We start from the raw sequence: 17,366 nt of genomic DNA, 5'->3' as shown, positions 1-17,366 counted from the left end.
TTAATTAATTCCTTTTTAATTTCGAATCGGTTAAATCCCTGATTCCGTCTCCCAATAAATTAAAGCCTAATACTGTGAACATGATCGCTAAGCCTGGATAGACCGATAAATGCGGGGCCTCCCTGATAAATTTCATTCCAAATGCCAGTGTCCAGCCCCAGCTGGATTCCGGCGGCTGAATGCCAAGACCAAGAAAGCTTAGTGTCGCTTCAGAAACAATAGCGGTCCCGAGCCCAAGTGTGGCTACAACAACAATCGGAGCCAGGCAATTGGGCAAAATATTTAAAAAGATGATGCGAAAATCATTCGAACCAATCGTCTTTGCCGCCTGAATATATTCCTCTTCCTTAATAGCCAGAACATTTGCCCGTACAATCCTCGCATAATTGGTCCAGTATACAAAGCCGAGGGCCAAAATCACATTTTCTATACCCGGTCCGAGAGCCGCAACTAGGGCAATGGCTAAGAGCAATACAGGAAATGAAAGGAAGATATCAACGACGCGCATAATCAGCGTATCAACCCAGCCTCCGTAATATCCAGATACCAAACCGAGCGTAACACCAATAACCATGGCCAGCACCACTGAAACTAATCCCACTTCAAGAGAAACCCTTGCCCCGTATATGATTCTGGAAAACAAATCCCGGCCATACTGGTCGGTTCCTAAAATATGACCATCTTCCATTGGTGCGAGCAGCCGTTCACTCATATTCATTTCATATGGATCATGAGTAGAAATGACAGGAGCAAAAATGGCGCAAATCACAACCACTAATATAAAAGCACCGCCAATTAAAACGGACTTACTCTGGGTGATAAGCTGGAAAAAGTCTTTAAAGTCAAAGCCCTTCTTGGGGAGAGTTCCTGTTTGGTTCTCTGTTTGGTATTGTTTCGATAGTTCCATCATCTCCCTCCTTATCCTTGTTGAATTTTTGGATTGATAATGGCGTACAAAATATCCACAATCAAGTTAATTAAAGCGAAAATAAGCGCAATCATTAAGACACAGCCTTGAACCACCGGGAAATCCCTCTGGCTGATCGCCGTTATGACTAACCGGCCGATTCCCGGCCAAGCAAATACGGTCTCCGTGACAATGGCACCGCCTAATAAATTTCCAAATTGAAGGCCAACGATGGTTACTACCGGAATTAAGGCATTGCGAAAAGCATGTTTCATGATGACAACAATACCTCTAACCCCTTTTGCTTCGGCTGTTCGGATATAATCTTCTTTCAATACTTCAAGCATGGCTGATCTGACCATTCGGGTAATGAGTGCAGCACTCATTACGCCTAAAGTGAAGGCAGGAAGAATAATATGCTGTAAACTATCGACTAAATAGAAGAGATTTCCGGTCTGAATCGTTTGCACGAACGCATCCAATAGCGGCTCTCCTCTTCCAAAGGAAGGAAGGATATTCAAATTTACAGAAAAGCCAATTATCAATAACAGTCCCATCCAGAAAACCGGCATCGATACACCAATCTGCGCAAAAAACATGCTGCCGTAATCAAGCCAGGAAAATTGTTTTACTGCAGATATGATCCCTAGAGGAATCGCAATTAAAAGTGCTATGATCATAGCTACAACTGCAAGCTCCAGAGTAGCAGGGAGATGAGTGGAAATCAGTGTAATAACAGGTGTGTCTTGAAATATAGAAATTCCTAAGTCTCCTTGAAAGAGATTTTTAAGAAAAACCATTAACTGAATATAAAGAGGCTCATTTAACCCAAGAACATTTCTCAATCGTTCGAGATCCTCTTTTGTTGCATCTTGCCCGAGCAGAGTAAGGGCAGGGTCACCAGGAATAAGATGCAGCAGGAAGAAGACTAAGATTGAAATCCCTAATAATACAGGAATAAATTGAAAGAACCTCTTTACAATAAATGTTGCCATTTAAATCACTCCTGACTTTAAGGCAAGAGGAGGGAAACCTCCCCTTCCCTGCTTCAGTCTTCCTTAATTTGTTATTTCAGCATCTTTAAGTCCATAGAAACTACCCGCCGGATGCTCACTAAAGCCTTTAAGGTTCTTGTTAAACATAGCAATATAGCCTTGGTATAATAGGACATCATATGCTACTTCTTCTGTAACAATTTTTGCAGCTTCCTGATAGAAGGATTTACGTTCAGCTTGTTCCAGAGTAGTTCTTCCCTTCTCAATTAATTCGTCAACCGTTGCATTCCTGTATTTGCCATAGTTGCTTCCTCCATTTGTATGGAAAGGGTTATAGAAGGATCGATCCGGATCAACCAGGTTTAGCCATCCAACTAATGCAATATCGAAGTTACCTTCCGTCAGACCTGTACTGAAAGTTGGCCATTCACTAGTTTTCACTTCAGTTTCTACCCCATTCTTAGTGAATTCGTTTTGCAGATATTCAACTGCCTGCATACGGTTTGGATCTTCACTATGAGTGGAGAGAGTAATTTTTAATTTTTCTCCATCTTTGTCCAGAATGCTATCGCCATCGCTATCTTCCCAGCCAGCTTCTTTAAATAACGCCGCCGCTTTAGCCGGGTCGTAAGAAAAGCCGGAAATGGACTCATCATATGCCCATGAAGCTGGGATAAGTGGTGACTTACCAGGTGTATCCATTCCCTGATAAATATCAGAAGAGATAACCTCTTTGTTGACCAAATGGGCAATTGCCTGACGCACTTTTAGATCCGATAATATTGGGTGTTTTTGATTAAAGTTCAAATAAGTAAATCCAAGTCCTTCTGTTTCAATAACTTCAAATTGATCATTTTCTTTTATTCTTTTGATATCCTGAGGGGATAGAGGAGAATGTACGATATCAATATCTCCTGATTCTAATGAGGCAACACGAGTGGAGTTATCAGGAATAATAAAGTAGGTTAACTTGTTTGTCTTAGGTGAGCCGCCCCAGTATTTTTCATTTGCTTCAAATGAGATTTTGCTGTTCTTATCCCACTTCACCATCTTATAAGGACCTGTCCCGATTGGATTATTGGATAAAGTATTATCATTCTTTTCACCAATATGTTTAGGTACAATCCCAATGTCCAGATAGCTTAATAGTGGTGCGGATGGCTCTTTTAAAATAAATTTCACTTGATAATCGTCTACTACTTCAACAGACTTTATCGGCTCATAAAGTGAAGCGTAGGGTGCCTGAAAATCTGGATCAATTAAACTATCAAATGTATACTTTACGTCCTCTGCCGTGAATGGTTCACCATCATGAAAGGTTACATCTTGGCGAAGGGTAAAAATCCAGGTTGTTGGATCAGGACTTTCCCATTTCTCTGCAAGTCCAGGTTCAGGCTCCAGATTAGCCGATAGTCGAATGAGGCCATCATAGACTAACTCGGAAACCCTTTTGGCAGATGTATCTTTTGATAGCCGAGGGTCCATCGTGCCTGCATCCACATCCAGCCCGACCTTAATTTCATCCCTTGCAGCGCCAGCATCTCCATCATCAGATCCTGCGGAACCTGTATTATTGCTGGCTGGTTTTTCATAGGAACAGCCGGCTAGAAAAGCAGAGAAAATGAACATCATAACAAACAAAATGGAAAACCAGCTTTTCTTATTCATTCTAATATTCCTCCCTTTTATCAATTAATTTGAATCATACAACCTTTTAAACTCCGATTAACTCCAAATATTGCACCTCCTTGGAACTATTGTTCAGCACTTCGCAGCCATCATCTGTAACAACCACTATATCTTCAATCCGAATTCCAAATTGATTCGGAAAGTATAGCCCTGGTTCGATACTAAAAGCCATTCCTGGGGAAACTAAATCATGATTGTTTTTATGAATTGATACACCTTCATGCAGCTCAAGTCCAATCCCATGCCCTGTTCTATGGATAAAATTTTCTTCATATCCCCACTTCTCAAATGAACTCCTCACAAACATGTCAATTTCTGAAAAAGCAATGCCTGGTTTGACCCTATCGATTGCTTGCAGCTGCGTATCATGAACGATTTTGTATATGTCCTCAAATTTATGATCTCTCCTGCCCAAATAAAAGGTTCTCGTGATATCGGAGCAGTAATTCTTAAACAGTCCTCCCATATCAATTAAGATTGGCTGGTCCAGCTGACAGACTTGATCAGAAATCGTATGATGAGGGTTCGCAGAATTTTTTCCAAAACCAATGATCGGTTTGAAAGATAATTCATTTACACCGTTTTCAGCGAAGAAGCTCTTAATGGTTGCCGCAACATCCCGCTCAGTACAGGGGAAATGCTGCAGCTGAAGAATTTGATACATAACAGCATCGGCAATCTTTGCGGATTGGCGAAGTGTATCAATCTCTTGTGCGTCTTTTATTTCTCTTAACTTTTCTACAATCGTACTTTTCTCGAATTTTATTTCTGGAAGATGCTTTAATAAATCAATAAAGTAGGAACAGAGCCACGTCTGATCAATTCCTAACCTTTCCTTGTTTAAAAAATGGGAAGCTAATGTTTTTACAGGATCCATATCATCACTGTAGTACACGATTTCAATTCCATTTAATTCAGGGATTTGATCGGAGAACATTTGGTGTATAAAGAGTTTTGTCTTTTTCCCCGGTGTTAAAAGCAGCACAGTCATCCGTTCCCCAGTATCAAAATTAGCTCCTAAAAGATACTTTAGGTTATAGGTTGACGAGACAACTAAATGATCATATCCATTTAACTCTGTCTCCTGCATACTCCTAATTATTCTTGATGGATTTGATCTCAATCACCTTCACTCCTTTTCCTATAAAAATATAAAAGACCAAGCCATGTCGAAATACACCTTACAAAAAGGGTATTTTCGAACAGCTTGGTCTTAAAATCCTTTGTATGAATAGGGGCTGCCTATCCACCGAACTTCAGGCTCGCTGGAAAAATTAAATTATTTTAATTATTCTATATATTTAAATTATACAGATTATTGATTGTAAATCAATAGCTATTTTTAAATTTTTTATACTGGAACATTCATTGACTTATAAATAGAATATTGATTGTATGCATCCCGCATTGCAGCTACAATTGCTTTCTTTCCCAGACCAAAATACCTTCTTTCAAATCTTTCAATTGGGCCCTCTATACCTTCTTTTAAATCGTGGCCGGTAAAAATACTTTTAATAAAATCAGTACACATATTTGTGACAAAGGTACTAGAAGCATTCAAAATACAATCCGTTTTTGGGTCAACCTCAAATCCAACACCCATGACACCATAAAGATTTTTAGCAGTCATTCCATCAGGCAATCGAGAATAACCCGTACAAATTATCGTATCATCAAAAGTCATACACAGTACCCCCCTCTATTTACTTTTTTATATTAAATCTTTTTAACTATTATGCCAAAATTTATTCGGTAACGGAAGGATATTTTTTGTTATTTTTAGAAAATTACAATAGATTAATAATAGATCCATTCTTTCTCTCAGGGTAAAATAAAACTATAACTGCCTTTTTTTTAATTTATTAAGTAAAATTTGTAACGTTCATAACGGAATTTAATCAAACGTTTGATTGAAGTGATAATGCTCTTTATAGTAAAGCCCCCAACCGCAATGGCTGGGGGCTTTGTAATTGCCTTTCCAATTTAGCTCAATGTTACAATCCCATCTTTAACAGTAAATGTTTCTCCTAAATTTAGGATAGCAGATACTCCACCATCTATCGTTTGTGTTCCTTGCGGCGCTTCGAAGACTATTGACTCATCCATGATTTCACCGCTTGTGATAGTTATGATCACTTTCCCCGCTTGATCTTCTGTTCCTTCTGAAGCTATAGCTGTTACATCTTCATTTAAATTTAAGCCTGCTATTTCAGTATTTATTGCTGCAATAGTTGTGTTGATATCAGTATCCCATCCAAGTTCGAGATTCCGAATAAGCTCTTTTGCTTCAGCAACCTTATCAGCATCTGTGGGTTCAGAAGGTGCAGCCGATCCGCTATCTTCTGAATTGCCAATTGTAATGGTTTGTTTCCATGGTTCGATCGGAATTGGGGAATCTACCACGGAAAATTCTAATTCCGCCTGGCCGGATACTACTTCTCCACCGGTTAGGTCTGATAACTTAACCATGTTAAAGTCAAGACGGTCTATTTCCTTTGTAAAAACTTTTCCGCTTACTCTTAATGTAACTTTTCCCTTTACTGCATCTCTGCGTATATACCCTTCATTCTCTGGTATCAACTTACTGAAATTCTCTATACGCTGCCCCTGAGAATTTACTACAGAGTTGTTAAAGTAATTCATAAATTCGGTATTCACATCTAAAACATGGTTAGTAATATGAGAATGCCAATCCCCTTTAATGCTAATATTATCATCTACTTTTATCGTTGTATCTTCTGTAACACTCATCGGGCCAGTTCTGAATGTAATTTCCCAAGCTTGCTGATTCTTTTCAAGAGAATAAACTGGATTAATGCTTTGATATTTCTCTTTAGTCAGATAAAGGGTGTTAACATTGTTTTCAAATTTCGGATGAAGAATTGTATTATATTTATTTCCCAAAGAGTAAAGCGGTCCTGCATGTTCTAATCGGTAATTGAGAGCATTTGCTGTTTCCATTTCAAATACGATTTTTGCCATATCACTCTCTGTAAATTGAAGTGTATGATTGGTTTCAGAAACTGTATAACCATCCTTAAATAAACTATATGATTCATTATCCCTTTCACCATTAAAGTGAATGTTATAGGTTCCAGAAGGAATATAAGTACCTGGGCTAACCCGTACAGTGAGTATGCCTTTTTCACTTTCTTTTGTTAGATTCATGCTTAAAGAATCCTCATGGCTCACATCAATGTTTGGTATATTCACCTTTAATGGAACATGATTCCCGTTCGGTGCAATTTGCTTCGTACGCCCTTCCCTTAACTCAGCACGTGTTACTTCTTCAATAAATAAATAATTATTCGTTTGAATTACAATGTAGAATGTCTCAGCAACCGTTTCATCGATTTCTGTCACATTGATTTTTAATCCGGATTCAACTGGTTCTGTATTAATCGTCGGACGAGTTTCCATATGAGATCCGCCATTTTCAGTTATAGGGATTACCTCAACATCAACCCAGCCAGGAGTAAACTGTTCGCCCTGAATGACAAAGGATATACCTGTTCCCATGCTTGGATCCTCATCATTCCCATCTTCAATTCTGGTTTTCAGGAAATCCTCTATAAAGTTTTGGATTTCGGACACTTTTGCATCCACTTCCTGCTGTGAATGTCCAAATCCTTCATACATTTCCTTTGCTTCCGCTATTAGAGCCACCAATTTGTCATACTCTTCTTGCGGATACTGCCCCGGTTCTGTACCTGTTTCAACTCTATTAGCAAGACGCTGGGCTCTTTGCCATTCGTAATGCAAGTCTGTTAGATCCAGAGTTATGATAGATTTTCTAAATTGGGAAATGGCTTCCTTAAGTATAGCGGACTCTTCATCAATGAGAATCTGGACTTCAGACTCAACATCTGTATTTTCCTCTTTCACACTTTTAGCATTGTCTATTGCAGCTTGCAGTTCAGAAACAGCTTCGGCAGATACATCTCCTTCTCCATCACCCTGTGGGGTATGCTGAATAAGATTTTCAGCATCTAATATATATCTTTCCAACTCAAAAGTATCCAAAATGACCTCGAAGTCAATTGAAGGAATGGCAGGACGAGTCACACCAACACGCAGTTTGGCATTTATAATGCTGGCACCTTCGCCTAATTCAATATTGGCATTGCTTCTAAGAATAAGCTGATCCACCTGGTTATTAATAATAACCTTATCATTCTCTGTATTGACAACTACATTCGATACCGGAGCAGCAATTTTGGTCGCCGCACCAGACTCAATCCAAATTGTTCCGTCAATTTTTGATTCTGCGCCCTCCGCACGGACCTGGATGGCAGTGCCTGAGGTGATCTTTATACTTCCCTTAAAGATTGTATTCCCGGTGAGGACAATGGAATTTTCGCCGCCCCCATCAAAGTTATGGGTGGAATTCTCTCCGTCTTTTACATCCTGCAGTGTCAGATCGTAAACAGTTTCTGCTATGTTCAGTGTATTTATGGTTGCATTCTTTATTAGAATATTGTCTCCATAAACTGATACCTTTGGTAAATTCAAACCATTGAAATCTATGGTTTCATCCTGAATATCTTCCGGAATCACGATTTCCTGGCGTACTTTCCCGCTGTTAGCCGCATTGAATCCATCCACTATTTCTATTTTTGTAATTCCCGGCTGTTCAGCAGCGTAGGAGAATGCAGCACTTGTGGAAACTGCGGCTGTTTGCCCATTATCTTTGAGTGCAAACCCGGCTGGAAGCACTTTTACTACAAGTACAACCTGCTTATCATACCCCTCAACTGTTCCAAAGAACTCATGCTCACCTGCAGCTGATGTGTCCAAATTGGTCCTGTCCCATGTAACGGCAACGGAGCTTGTTGAGCCATCGCTTAATTTCACTGTTACTTCACTCGGCAATGAGTATTGTTCGTTAATTGTCACCGTTTTGGTGATAGTTGAAATTGACTCAATGACAGCTGGTACAGGTTCTTCAGTGTCGTTTCCTCCGCCATTGGAAGGAGGCGGACTGGATGGTGTGCCCGGTACAGCCGGCGGCTGAGTCTGCACTGGCGGATTATTTGTCAGTTCCACTCCTGTTGATTTCTCCACCTTGCCATTATTCTTAATGGCCACATTTCCAGTTACACTGCTGTCTTTTTTCACTTCTTTAATATGCGTGTCTTCTTTTACGGTAATTTCCGCATTGGCATTCATGATGTTTACAACAGTATTTTTCAAATCACCGCCAAGCTCAATGGTTTGCCCTTTTTCTTCTGCAGCTAGATTAATAGACTGCACCTGGGCCCCCGTTTCAGCTGACAGCTTCATAGATGATTTAACATCTACCGATTTTATTTTCGTGTCTTTGTTAACATTAAGTTTAGTGTCTTTCCCGCTCACAGATACAAGAGTTTCTGAGAAATCACCTTTTAGGGAAACTCCTTCAGATTCTTTAGTCCCTGAAGAGTCGATCGATATGTTTCCAAAAGCACCTTTATCTTTTGACTCGATATGAATATTGCCAGAGACACCTGCTGCATCTGAAACTGTAACGGATTCAATCTTTGTCCCTTTATCCCCAACAATATTGGCGCCATTTGCATCATTAATCACTAATTTTTCAGCAGTGACATTATATTGATATAAGCTATGCTCCGCTACATCATCGACAATGATGGATCCGCCTTTGTTTACTTCTATATTTTCGAGATAAACCGTACCTGCGCCAGTTTCGTTTCCTTTAATAATAATATTTCCATCCACTTCGGCATTGGCCAGTTTGATATATTGCCCCTTGCCTGCAACTAACACGATAGATTCTTTGTATGTTTTCACTTCTTTTGAATTTCCGCCTGCTGTTGTGGGCTGATCAGCATTTGTGGAATGGGATTCAATAATTGAAACAAATGCTTTGATCTTCTCCTGATAGGATTCATAATTTGTTTTTAATTTAGTATACAGTTTTGACTTTTTATCAAGTAAATCCAGTTTCGTCCCATCTTTAAACAGCTTGTCAATTCTGCTGGTATGATAGATTACTTGATCTGTATCTTTATTTTTCAACGCGGAATCCAGCCGGTCCATCTCCATTTTAAGAGATATAGGATATAAAGCACTTTCTTTAATTTCATAGGCTTTCTGCTGATATGTATCAAGTAATGCATCACGGGTGGTTTTTCCGTAAGCTTTATAAATGAACGGAGACCTTCTTTTAATTTCAAGTGACAGATCATGGTATGCTTTTTCAGCTGCATCATCGATCTGGTGATTAACCAGGTAATTTTCTAAAACTTCTGCTTTAGCCGTAATTTTCTTCCCTGCAGATACAGCATCAATATATTTTACTGCCCGGTCGAAGTACACTCTGACATGCTGGTTCAGCCTTGCTTCCAAGAGTTCCTTATCTTTGCCTTTCACTTCTTTAACGGCTTTTTCTGCCTCTCTTAAAGCAGCTTTTGTCTCATTGAATAATTTCATATCCGGGTAATCTGCTGCATGTTTGGGATTTGCTGCTTTTCGATATTCGTATGACACTTCCCACTTTAATGCCCCTGCTAATTTCTCAGCCTTTTCTACATGCTGGTCAGCTGTTATGCTGGCCTCCGCCTGTACCGGATTTCCGGCTGCCAATCCAGCCACTGCCGCAGCAGACGTAATTCCCCAAATTAAACCTTTGCTTTTTCTCTTCCCCATCTTTTCCTCCTTAAATTCTTAGGAATTTAATACCACCAAAAACCATATAAAGTAACTTTAGGTAATATTACCCATACTATTATACTTTTCTGACACTTTCCATTCAAGGCATAACTACATTATTTTGAGGGTTTTACTCGGTTTTTATACGACTAATTTCTTCAGAATTTGTCGGAATTTCAATTACGGAATCTATAGTTATAGTTCTAAAAGTCTAGTAACATAGTTATATATTCCATTTTTACTAAAAGGAGGATTTTAATTGGTAAAGCTTTTAACGAAGATCTGTCTTGTTTCCGTTCTTATTTTAGGATTGGCCAGTCCGGCCTCCGCATTCTGGGAGAGCAGCAGGAATGTTTATTATGTAGCGCTCGGTGACTCATTAGCAGCCGGCCGGACCCCATTTGGTGCGAATGGGAAGGGCTATCCCGACTATATCGCAGCCAGCTTTAAAGAAGCTGGTGTATTAAAGGGATTTGTCAAGAATTATGCAGAGTCCGGCTATACTTCCGGACAGGTCCTCGCTGATATCCGGAATAATGTCACGATTGGCAATAATGCCGGAATTCAGGCCGAGCTTAAGAAAGCGACTCATATCACATTAAATGCCGGCGCCAATGATCTTCTTCGCCAGCTTAAGATTGACCGCACAACCGGAGCGGTTACATTTGATGAAGCAGAAATACAAAAAGCGATGGCGGGTGTCCAGCAGAATTTGACGGATACCATTTTAGCGATTAAAGCCATTAACCCGACTGCACAGATTTACATAATGGGTTATTACAATCCATTGCCGCATCTTCCGGCCCAATATCAGCCGATGCTTAATCAGTCCCTGGCTGTGCTGAACACAATCATCGAGAAGATCGCGGAAGCATCCGGCTCTGCTTATATCTCCACTGCCCAAACCATCGCTGCCGATATCGGCTACCTTCCGAACCCTCAGGATGTGCATCTGAGTGAAGAAGGCTATAAAGCGGTGGCAGAACTGTTCTGGACATTTATGAAGCCTGAATTGGCGGAGGAGCCAGCTCCTGAGGAACCGAAGGAAGAGGATCAAGATATTCCAGTTGTCCACTGGGAAGGCATGGTTCTGAAAAAAGGTCAAATTGGGAAACTGACCGTTGAAAAGCCGATTAATCTGTGGACGCGCGCTGATGGGAAACTTAAAGCCGTTCGAGTTCTGAAAGCCGGAGAAACCTATCGTGTCTATGGATATGATGGAGGATTTGGCGGGCAGTACAGCGTTGGCGGAGGGTATTTTGTAACGAAGATCGATGGCTATGTGAAGTATAAGACGCCATCGAAAGAGAAACTGAAATTGGTTAATCCGTAAATTGGGAAAGGAGATGCTGCGGGGCATCTCCTTTTGTTTTTTATCAAAAATAATCCTGCTATCTGTAACTCCGCTTCAGCAAAATACCAGACAAATCAGAGCGATTATCTCCGGCAAATGAAAAATAAACCTCATAATAGCCAAGATAATAATACATCATCCAATGTCCATCCATTTCGCTGATGCCTTCCCAGGATGGCTTTCCAACTGTATTTTTTATAATATAGGGCGTTAAAGGCGTCAAACCATCATTAGCCCACATGAATGCTGTAAATTCCGGATCATCTTCCCATCCAGTGAAATAAATATAGTTCCCAAATTGCCTGCCATATCCTCCCTCATAATACCCTTCCCAAGATGGAGTGTTTCCGAAGTGATCATATACATCATTCAAATCATCATGTTTAAGTGAAAACGGCTGCCCCTTCATAATGCCTTGTTTGGCCAGCTTCAGAAAATCTCCTTCATCAAAAAATACAATTCTGGCAAGCTGGCTGCGTTTTGTTTTAGAAGGTGTTTCGTATTTGATAGATGAGGATTTTTTGACAAAAGCCCCTCCGCCTAATCCGTATACACCGCCATTTTGATCCTTATAAGAATATACCCGATAGATATTTCCCTTGCGGAGCGTTTTTATCGTCATTAATTTGCCTTTTTCATATTTGTAAAGAGCGGTATCCTTAAGGATGGTGACCCTTCCTATCTGGCCCTGAATAAGAATGGAGTTATCCCACTTTACACCGATTGGGGCAGATCCCGCCTGAGCCTCCTGATTGGAGAACAGCAGTAAAGCCATTGCAAGGGAAAACATAACTAGTAATTTTCCTATCTTCATCATCAAACCTCCTGCTTTTAACCTGATTCCTACTGTTATGCATATGTTTATGTGAAGATAAAAATGCAGGAAAAGATGCCTAAAAATATATTGAATACGCCAAATGATAGATGCCTATGTATGGTTCTTCGTGTATGATTATGACTAAAACGAGGTGAATATATGTCAAAATATGTGAAGCTATTGCTGGTTCTGATTGGAATGGCCGCTCTGCTATACGGCAATCCCGCTCAGGCTGCAGATATAGACTGCAGTGATACCAGAACCGGCACAAAGGTCTGGTGGGATGGCGCTGAGCTCCGGCCGGGACAAATCGGCAGAATCACGGTCCTTAAGGATACGCCGCTCTATAAGTTAAATGGAGATCAGCTGGGCTACAGCCGCACTTTAAAAGCAGGAGAGGTTTACCGGGTATACGCCTTTAAACCGGGGCTTTTAAGTGTGGGAGGCGGATTGTATGTAAAGCGTGATACCCTGATCAGCTACCAGACTCCTTCTAAAGCCAAGCTGCAGATCGTGGCATGTGTCTACCAGAAAGATACACAGCTGAAAAATGAGGCACAGCAGATGATTATCGTGAAGAAATCATCTGTGAAGACAGCTGCCACTCTGCAAACCTATCAAAAACAAAATGGAAAATGGGTGCAGGCTTCCTCCCCTATTTCAGCAGTGATCGGAAAAGAAGGCATGGGAAAAACCAAAGAAGGAGATGCCAGGACCCCTTATGGAACCTATAGGCTAGGAACCTCTTTTGGGTGGGGCCCGAAGCCCTCAGGCATGAGCTATCCATTTAAGGCTGCAACGTCTAATGATTACTGGATCGATGATGCTTCATCAGCGGATTATAACAAATGGATCACATACTCCGGAAATCCGAATACGCGCTGGAAATCTTTCGAAAGAATGAATCATCCTCTTTATAAATATGGGGTTGTTATTAGATATAATGAAGATCCCATTATTAAGGGAGAAGGCAGCGCTATCTTTTTGCATATCAGAACTTCCGGCACTGCTTACACTTTAGGCTGTGTCGCTATTGAGGAAAAGGAAATGGCAAAAATTCTGCAGTGGCTGAAACCTGATAAGAAGCCGATTATTGTGATGGAATAAAAAAGGAGAGCTCTCACGCTCTCCTTTTTCCTATTATTTAAGTCTTACAAAATCCAGGTTGGATCGGTTTCCATCTTCAAATAGGAAGTACAGATCGTAGTCACCGCAGTCGTAATACATGTACCATGTCTGCTCCATCTCATCAATGCCCTCTGAAGTCGGTACACCGACGGTCTTTTTAATGATGTAAGGTGTCAGGAAAACGAGATCGTCATTCCACCAGTCGATGCCTGACAGTTCAGCATCATCTTCCCCGCCAGTATAATAGATATAATTGCTGTCATCTCCAAATGCTCTTCCAAGACCGCCATCCACGTAGCCTTCCCATGTCGGATACATGCCATAATAATCATACACATCATACAAATCTTCATATCCGCCTACTGCAATTGGCTGGCCCTTGAGGATTCCTTTCTTTGCAGATGCCAGGAAGCCCTCCTGGAACATGCTCAGGCGTGCAATCTGGTTCTTTTTTGTCTGGGAAGGCGTCTCATATTTAACAGAAGCCGTTTTCTTTACAAAAGCGCCACCGCCTAGACCGTAAATTCCGCCATCACGGTCTTTATAGGAATAGACGCGGAATTCGCTTCCTTTTTTAAGCTTGCGGATTACACTAAGCTTTCCTTTTTCTTCTTTTACAAGATCTGTATCTTTTAAGATGGTTACTTTTCCGATTTGACCTTTAATCAAGATGGAATTTCCCCATTTTACACCGATTGGCGCTTCAGCTGCTTCTGCATCGACATTAAAGCCGAACATAAGCACTAGTACAAACGGAATACTTAATACCCATTTTTTTAAATTCATTTCTCTTTCCTCCACCCTATTGATGCCTCAGCAAATCTAGTAATCTGCTTTGGTAATTAAGCTGATTATACCTATAAAATGATTCTTCCACAATCAATTTTCCCTCATTATCTAGTAATAAAAGACTATATTTTTGTAATTTTTTATTTAATATAGTAAATTTTACCTATAAAGTACTTTTATATGAATATAGTAAGGAGATAACTATGAGGAAAATACGGCTAATCTTATTCTTAATTTGCGCTTTCCTGTTCATGCCATTTACAGGCAGCACTATGGCTTCAGATCTTAGTCCAGCAGCTGAGTCTCAAGCTGATATCACTATGTATTCAGGAGCAAGCAATCAATACCTATCAAAGGCACTCATTTCTAAGAGCAAGAAATTTATTATCATAGGAGAAATCACCAATTCCTTAAATGAACATTGGCTTCATATTAATTATGGCGGAAAAAGCGGCTGGATCAAAGATTCAGGGATTAAGAGATTGGATCTGCAGGTTCAGTATGTCACCAGCTCAGCAGCTGAAACTCTAATCAGAAGAGGAGCTTCCGAATCCTATCAGCAGACAGGCAGTCTGAAGAATGGCGAAATGGTGAAAATCATGGACACCTTCACCCATAAAAATGGTTCCATTTGGGTTCGTTTATCCAACGGAAATGTGACTGGCTGGTCTGAGCTTCAGGATCTGGAGCTGTTCGATGGAACGAGAAACTATTTTAATAAAACGGTATTCGCGAAGACTGATACCCAAGTTAAAAGAGGAGCTTCCTCCAATACGCTACCTGTTTATACTCTTAAAAAAGGGCAGCAGGTAATACTTCAAAGCACTGTCATTAATGGGAAAGAGATTTGGCATCGGATTGTGGACGGCCGGAAAAGCGGATGGATTGCGGACGGAACGATTACAAACCAGGTAACTCTCTCTGGTAATATGTATGTGAAAGATGAAAATGCTGTTATTCGGCGCGGCGCTTCTTCCCATTACAAAACAGCAGGCAAACTCAGCTATGGGCAAAAGGTGAGCATCATCTCAGGATTCACAAGCAGCTCTGGAGACATCTGGTATAAAGTTGCTGCAGGAAAGGGACTGGAAGGATGGATCCCTGCAGGATCCGTATCCAGCCAGCCAATGAAGGTCGCTTACCTGACGATTGATGACGGACCGACCATCTATTCAAATAAACTGCTGGATACTCTAAGCCAATACGATGCCAAGGCCACCTTCTTTATGGTAAATGGCAACATCAATGCATACCCGAAAGCTGTTAAACGTATGGTGACTGATGGGCACGCGGTCGGGTCGCATAGTGTGACTCATGATAAAAATAAATTCTATCGCTCACCGGCAACAGCAGTTGATGAAATGAAAATAACCAGAAATACCATTAAGAAAGTAACCGGCGTCACCAGCAACCTGATCAGGACACCTTATGGCAGCATCCCTTATATGAAGCAAAACTACAGAAACGCGATGACCAAAGAGCATTTCATCATGTGGGATTGGAATGTGGACAGCATGGATTGGAAGTTTAACAGTTCCAGCTATGTGAACTACACACTTCATTATGTGGATATGCAGGAGGCAAAAGGACAAGCGCCGATTATTCTTATTCACGACCGCAAAGCGACCGTTGAGGCTCTGCCGTCACTATTATCGGAATTAAAGAAGCGCGGCTATGCTTTGGCACCTTTGAATGAAAGCATGAAACCTCACCAATTTAAGCTGAAATAAGAAGAAAGCCGGCAAAAAGTTTGCCGGCTGTTTGTTCTTCTGCTTTAATTCACATAGTCTATCATCTTTTTATCATAGTTAATATAAAATCCGCCGCCAAGATCGAGCCTGCTGCTGTCTATTTTATATACACGGTAGGATTCATTCTTTTTAAGCGTGCGGACTGCCTTTCCGCTCTTGTCATAAAGAACGGTATTTTGCTTAAGTGAGGCTGTACCTAAATAATAGGTCTGTTTGCTTCCTTTTTTAATGTAATAGCCGCCCCCTACGTCATAGCTTTTATTATCATAGCTGTATACGCGGGCGGTTTCTCCCCTTTTCAGATATCGTTTGATTTTATGATCCGGACCATAAAGGGGAATATTTGTATCCTTTATGTAGACTCTTCCGATATAGATACCCACTTTGCCGCTGTCACCCTTAACAAGGTAGCCCCCGCCTACATCGTAATAGCTTCCCTTTACCCCGTATACACGATAATGAACATCTTTCTGCAGTGTATTATACGGCCTGCCATCCGGAGTATACATCGCCACATTTCTGCGCGGAACCAGTTTCGCTACCGGTAGCTTATGATTGGAAGGCAATGATACATTCGGAATTTGGATGGTCATTTTCTCCATATTATTGTAGATTTCCAGAATTTCCTGGCCATAATTATTCCCCGGCACAGCCCAGCGGCCATTCAGATCTGTCCATTTTGGGGCAATCCCCCGTGTAACGAGATGAAAACGAGGATCAACATTCTCCGTAACTAACGGTTCTTTTGAAGCATATGCCTTTAAATGCTGAATTTGGGCACGAGCCCCTTCTTCAGCAGTCTTAAAAAATGCACCTTTCACACCGCCGCCAGTTGTGCCAATACCTGCATAATTATTCTGTTCAGGAATGACATCTCCTCCAAATTTAAAGTAACCGGTCTCTTTAATCGCCTGGGCAAACGCAATATCACCGCGAATTCCCTCAATCCGTCCAATGTTCAAATAATAATCAGCCAGCTGATAGATCGTTACTCCCTGCAGCAATGGAGATGGATTATGCATCAAAACAAAATCCCCCATCTGGCTTGATGTCAGCACCGGGGAACCAGCAATATTTTCATTTTGACTCTGCGCAAAAGAACTGGAAGAAAAACTGCTAAGCACGAAAGTCAAAATTATGACAAAAGTAATAGATTTAATTCCTTTATGCACCAAAAATCCTCCTTAATTTACATATTATGACTTTCCTATTATAGCAGAATCTGAGAATTATTGGTGACATATTTCATAGGTCTTTAGATTTAAAAAGACTCATTGTCTCCATA

Annotated in this window: 12 protein-coding genes and 1 pseudogene; 4 read left to right on the top strand and 9 right to left on the bottom strand. The window is 40.8% G+C overall.

Features of this window, described 5'->3' with window-relative positions:
* Positions 1-4: 4 nt before the first annotated feature.
* From nikC to BK139_RS13120, 6 genes are all read right to left on the bottom strand, one after another.
* Positions 5-907, bottom strand: a complete 903-nt coding sequence (nikC, locus tag BK139_RS13145; RefSeq protein ID WP_076259466.1) for a nickel transporter permease — start codon at positions 905-907, stop codon at positions 5-7.
* 11 nt (positions 908-918) lie between these two features.
* A complete protein-coding gene (locus BK139_RS13140; protein ID WP_035331008.1) occupies positions 919-1,902 on the bottom strand; it encodes an ABC transporter permease in 984 nt (327 codons plus the stop codon).
* Positions 1,903-1,965: 63 nt separating this feature from the next.
* Complete coding sequence (locus BK139_RS13135) at positions 1,966-3,570, bottom strand: ABC transporter substrate-binding protein (protein ID WP_083675364.1); 1,605 nt, start codon at positions 3,568-3,570, stop codon at positions 1,966-1,968.
* Between the two features lie 46 nt (positions 3,571-3,616).
* Positions 3,617-4,714: a M24 family metallopeptidase gene (locus BK139_RS13130; RefSeq protein ID WP_139325628.1), complete on the bottom strand. Its 1,098-nt coding sequence runs from the start codon at positions 4,712-4,714 to the stop codon at positions 3,617-3,619.
* A 228-nt stretch (positions 4,715-4,942) separates the two neighbouring features.
* The gene (locus BK139_RS13125; RefSeq protein WP_035331011.1) at positions 4,943-5,275 is read right to left on the bottom strand and encodes a DUF3870 domain-containing protein; all 333 of its coding nucleotides are present in this window, start codon (positions 5,273-5,275) and stop codon (positions 4,943-4,945) included.
* Between the two features lie 299 nt (positions 5,276-5,574).
* Positions 5,575-10,239: an Ig-like domain-containing protein gene (locus BK139_RS13120; RefSeq protein ID WP_076259462.1), complete on the bottom strand. Its 4,665-nt coding sequence runs from the start codon at positions 10,237-10,239 to the stop codon at positions 5,575-5,577.
* Between the two features lie 262 nt (positions 10,240-10,501).
* Between BK139_RS13120 and BK139_RS24380 the strand changes: the two are divergent.
* Together BK139_RS24380 and BK139_RS24375 are read left to right on the top strand one after the other, a co-directional pair.
* A pseudogene (locus BK139_RS24380) lies at positions 10,502-11,218 on the top strand (SGNH/GDSL hydrolase family protein); the annotation flags it as partial.
* Positions 11,219-11,575 carry a hypothetical protein gene (locus BK139_RS24375; protein WP_286148774.1) on the top strand — a complete coding sequence of 119 codons (357 nt, stop codon included), beginning with the start codon at positions 11,219-11,221 and terminating at the stop codon, positions 11,573-11,575.
* A gap of 58 nt (positions 11,576-11,633) precedes the next feature.
* Here BK139_RS24375 and BK139_RS13110 read toward each other — a convergent pair whose 3' ends face one another.
* Positions 11,634-12,410 carry a DUF4309 domain-containing protein gene (locus BK139_RS13110; RefSeq protein ID WP_076259458.1) on the bottom strand — a complete coding sequence of 259 codons (777 nt, stop codon included), beginning with the start codon at positions 12,408-12,410 and terminating at the stop codon, positions 11,634-11,636.
* A gap of 162 nt (positions 12,411-12,572) precedes the next feature.
* Between BK139_RS13110 and BK139_RS24370 the strand changes: the two genes are divergently transcribed.
* On the top strand, positions 12,573-13,520 hold the full coding sequence (locus tag BK139_RS24370; RefSeq protein ID WP_286148743.1) for a L,D-transpeptidase family protein: 948 nt from the start codon (positions 12,573-12,575) through the stop codon (positions 13,518-13,520).
* A 33-nt stretch (positions 13,521-13,553) separates the two neighbouring features.
* Here BK139_RS24370 and BK139_RS13100 read toward each other — a convergent pair whose 3' ends face one another.
* Positions 13,554-14,327, bottom strand: a complete 774-nt coding sequence (locus tag BK139_RS13100; protein WP_076259456.1) for a hypothetical protein — start codon at positions 14,325-14,327, stop codon at positions 13,554-13,556.
* A 206-nt stretch (positions 14,328-14,533) separates the two neighbouring features.
* Between BK139_RS13100 and BK139_RS13095 the strand changes: the two genes are divergently transcribed.
* On the top strand, positions 14,534-16,060 hold the full coding sequence (locus BK139_RS13095; RefSeq protein ID WP_076259454.1) for a polysaccharide deacetylase family protein: 1,527 nt from the start codon (positions 14,534-14,536) through the stop codon (positions 16,058-16,060).
* A 44-nt stretch (positions 16,061-16,104) separates the two neighbouring features.
* Here BK139_RS13095 and BK139_RS13090 read toward each other — a convergent pair whose 3' ends face one another.
* Positions 16,105-17,253, bottom strand: a complete 1,149-nt coding sequence (locus tag BK139_RS13090) for a glucosaminidase domain-containing protein (RefSeq protein ID WP_076259452.1) — start codon at positions 17,251-17,253, stop codon at positions 16,105-16,107.
* Positions 17,254-17,366: the final 113 nt, after the last annotated feature.

The organism is Paenibacillus sp. FSL R5-0490, assembly GCF_001956215.1.
Taxonomy (GTDB): domain Bacteria; phylum Bacillota; class Bacilli; order Bacillales; family Cytobacillaceae; genus Cytobacillus.
This window is presented reverse-complemented; position numbering and strand designations above follow the sequence as displayed.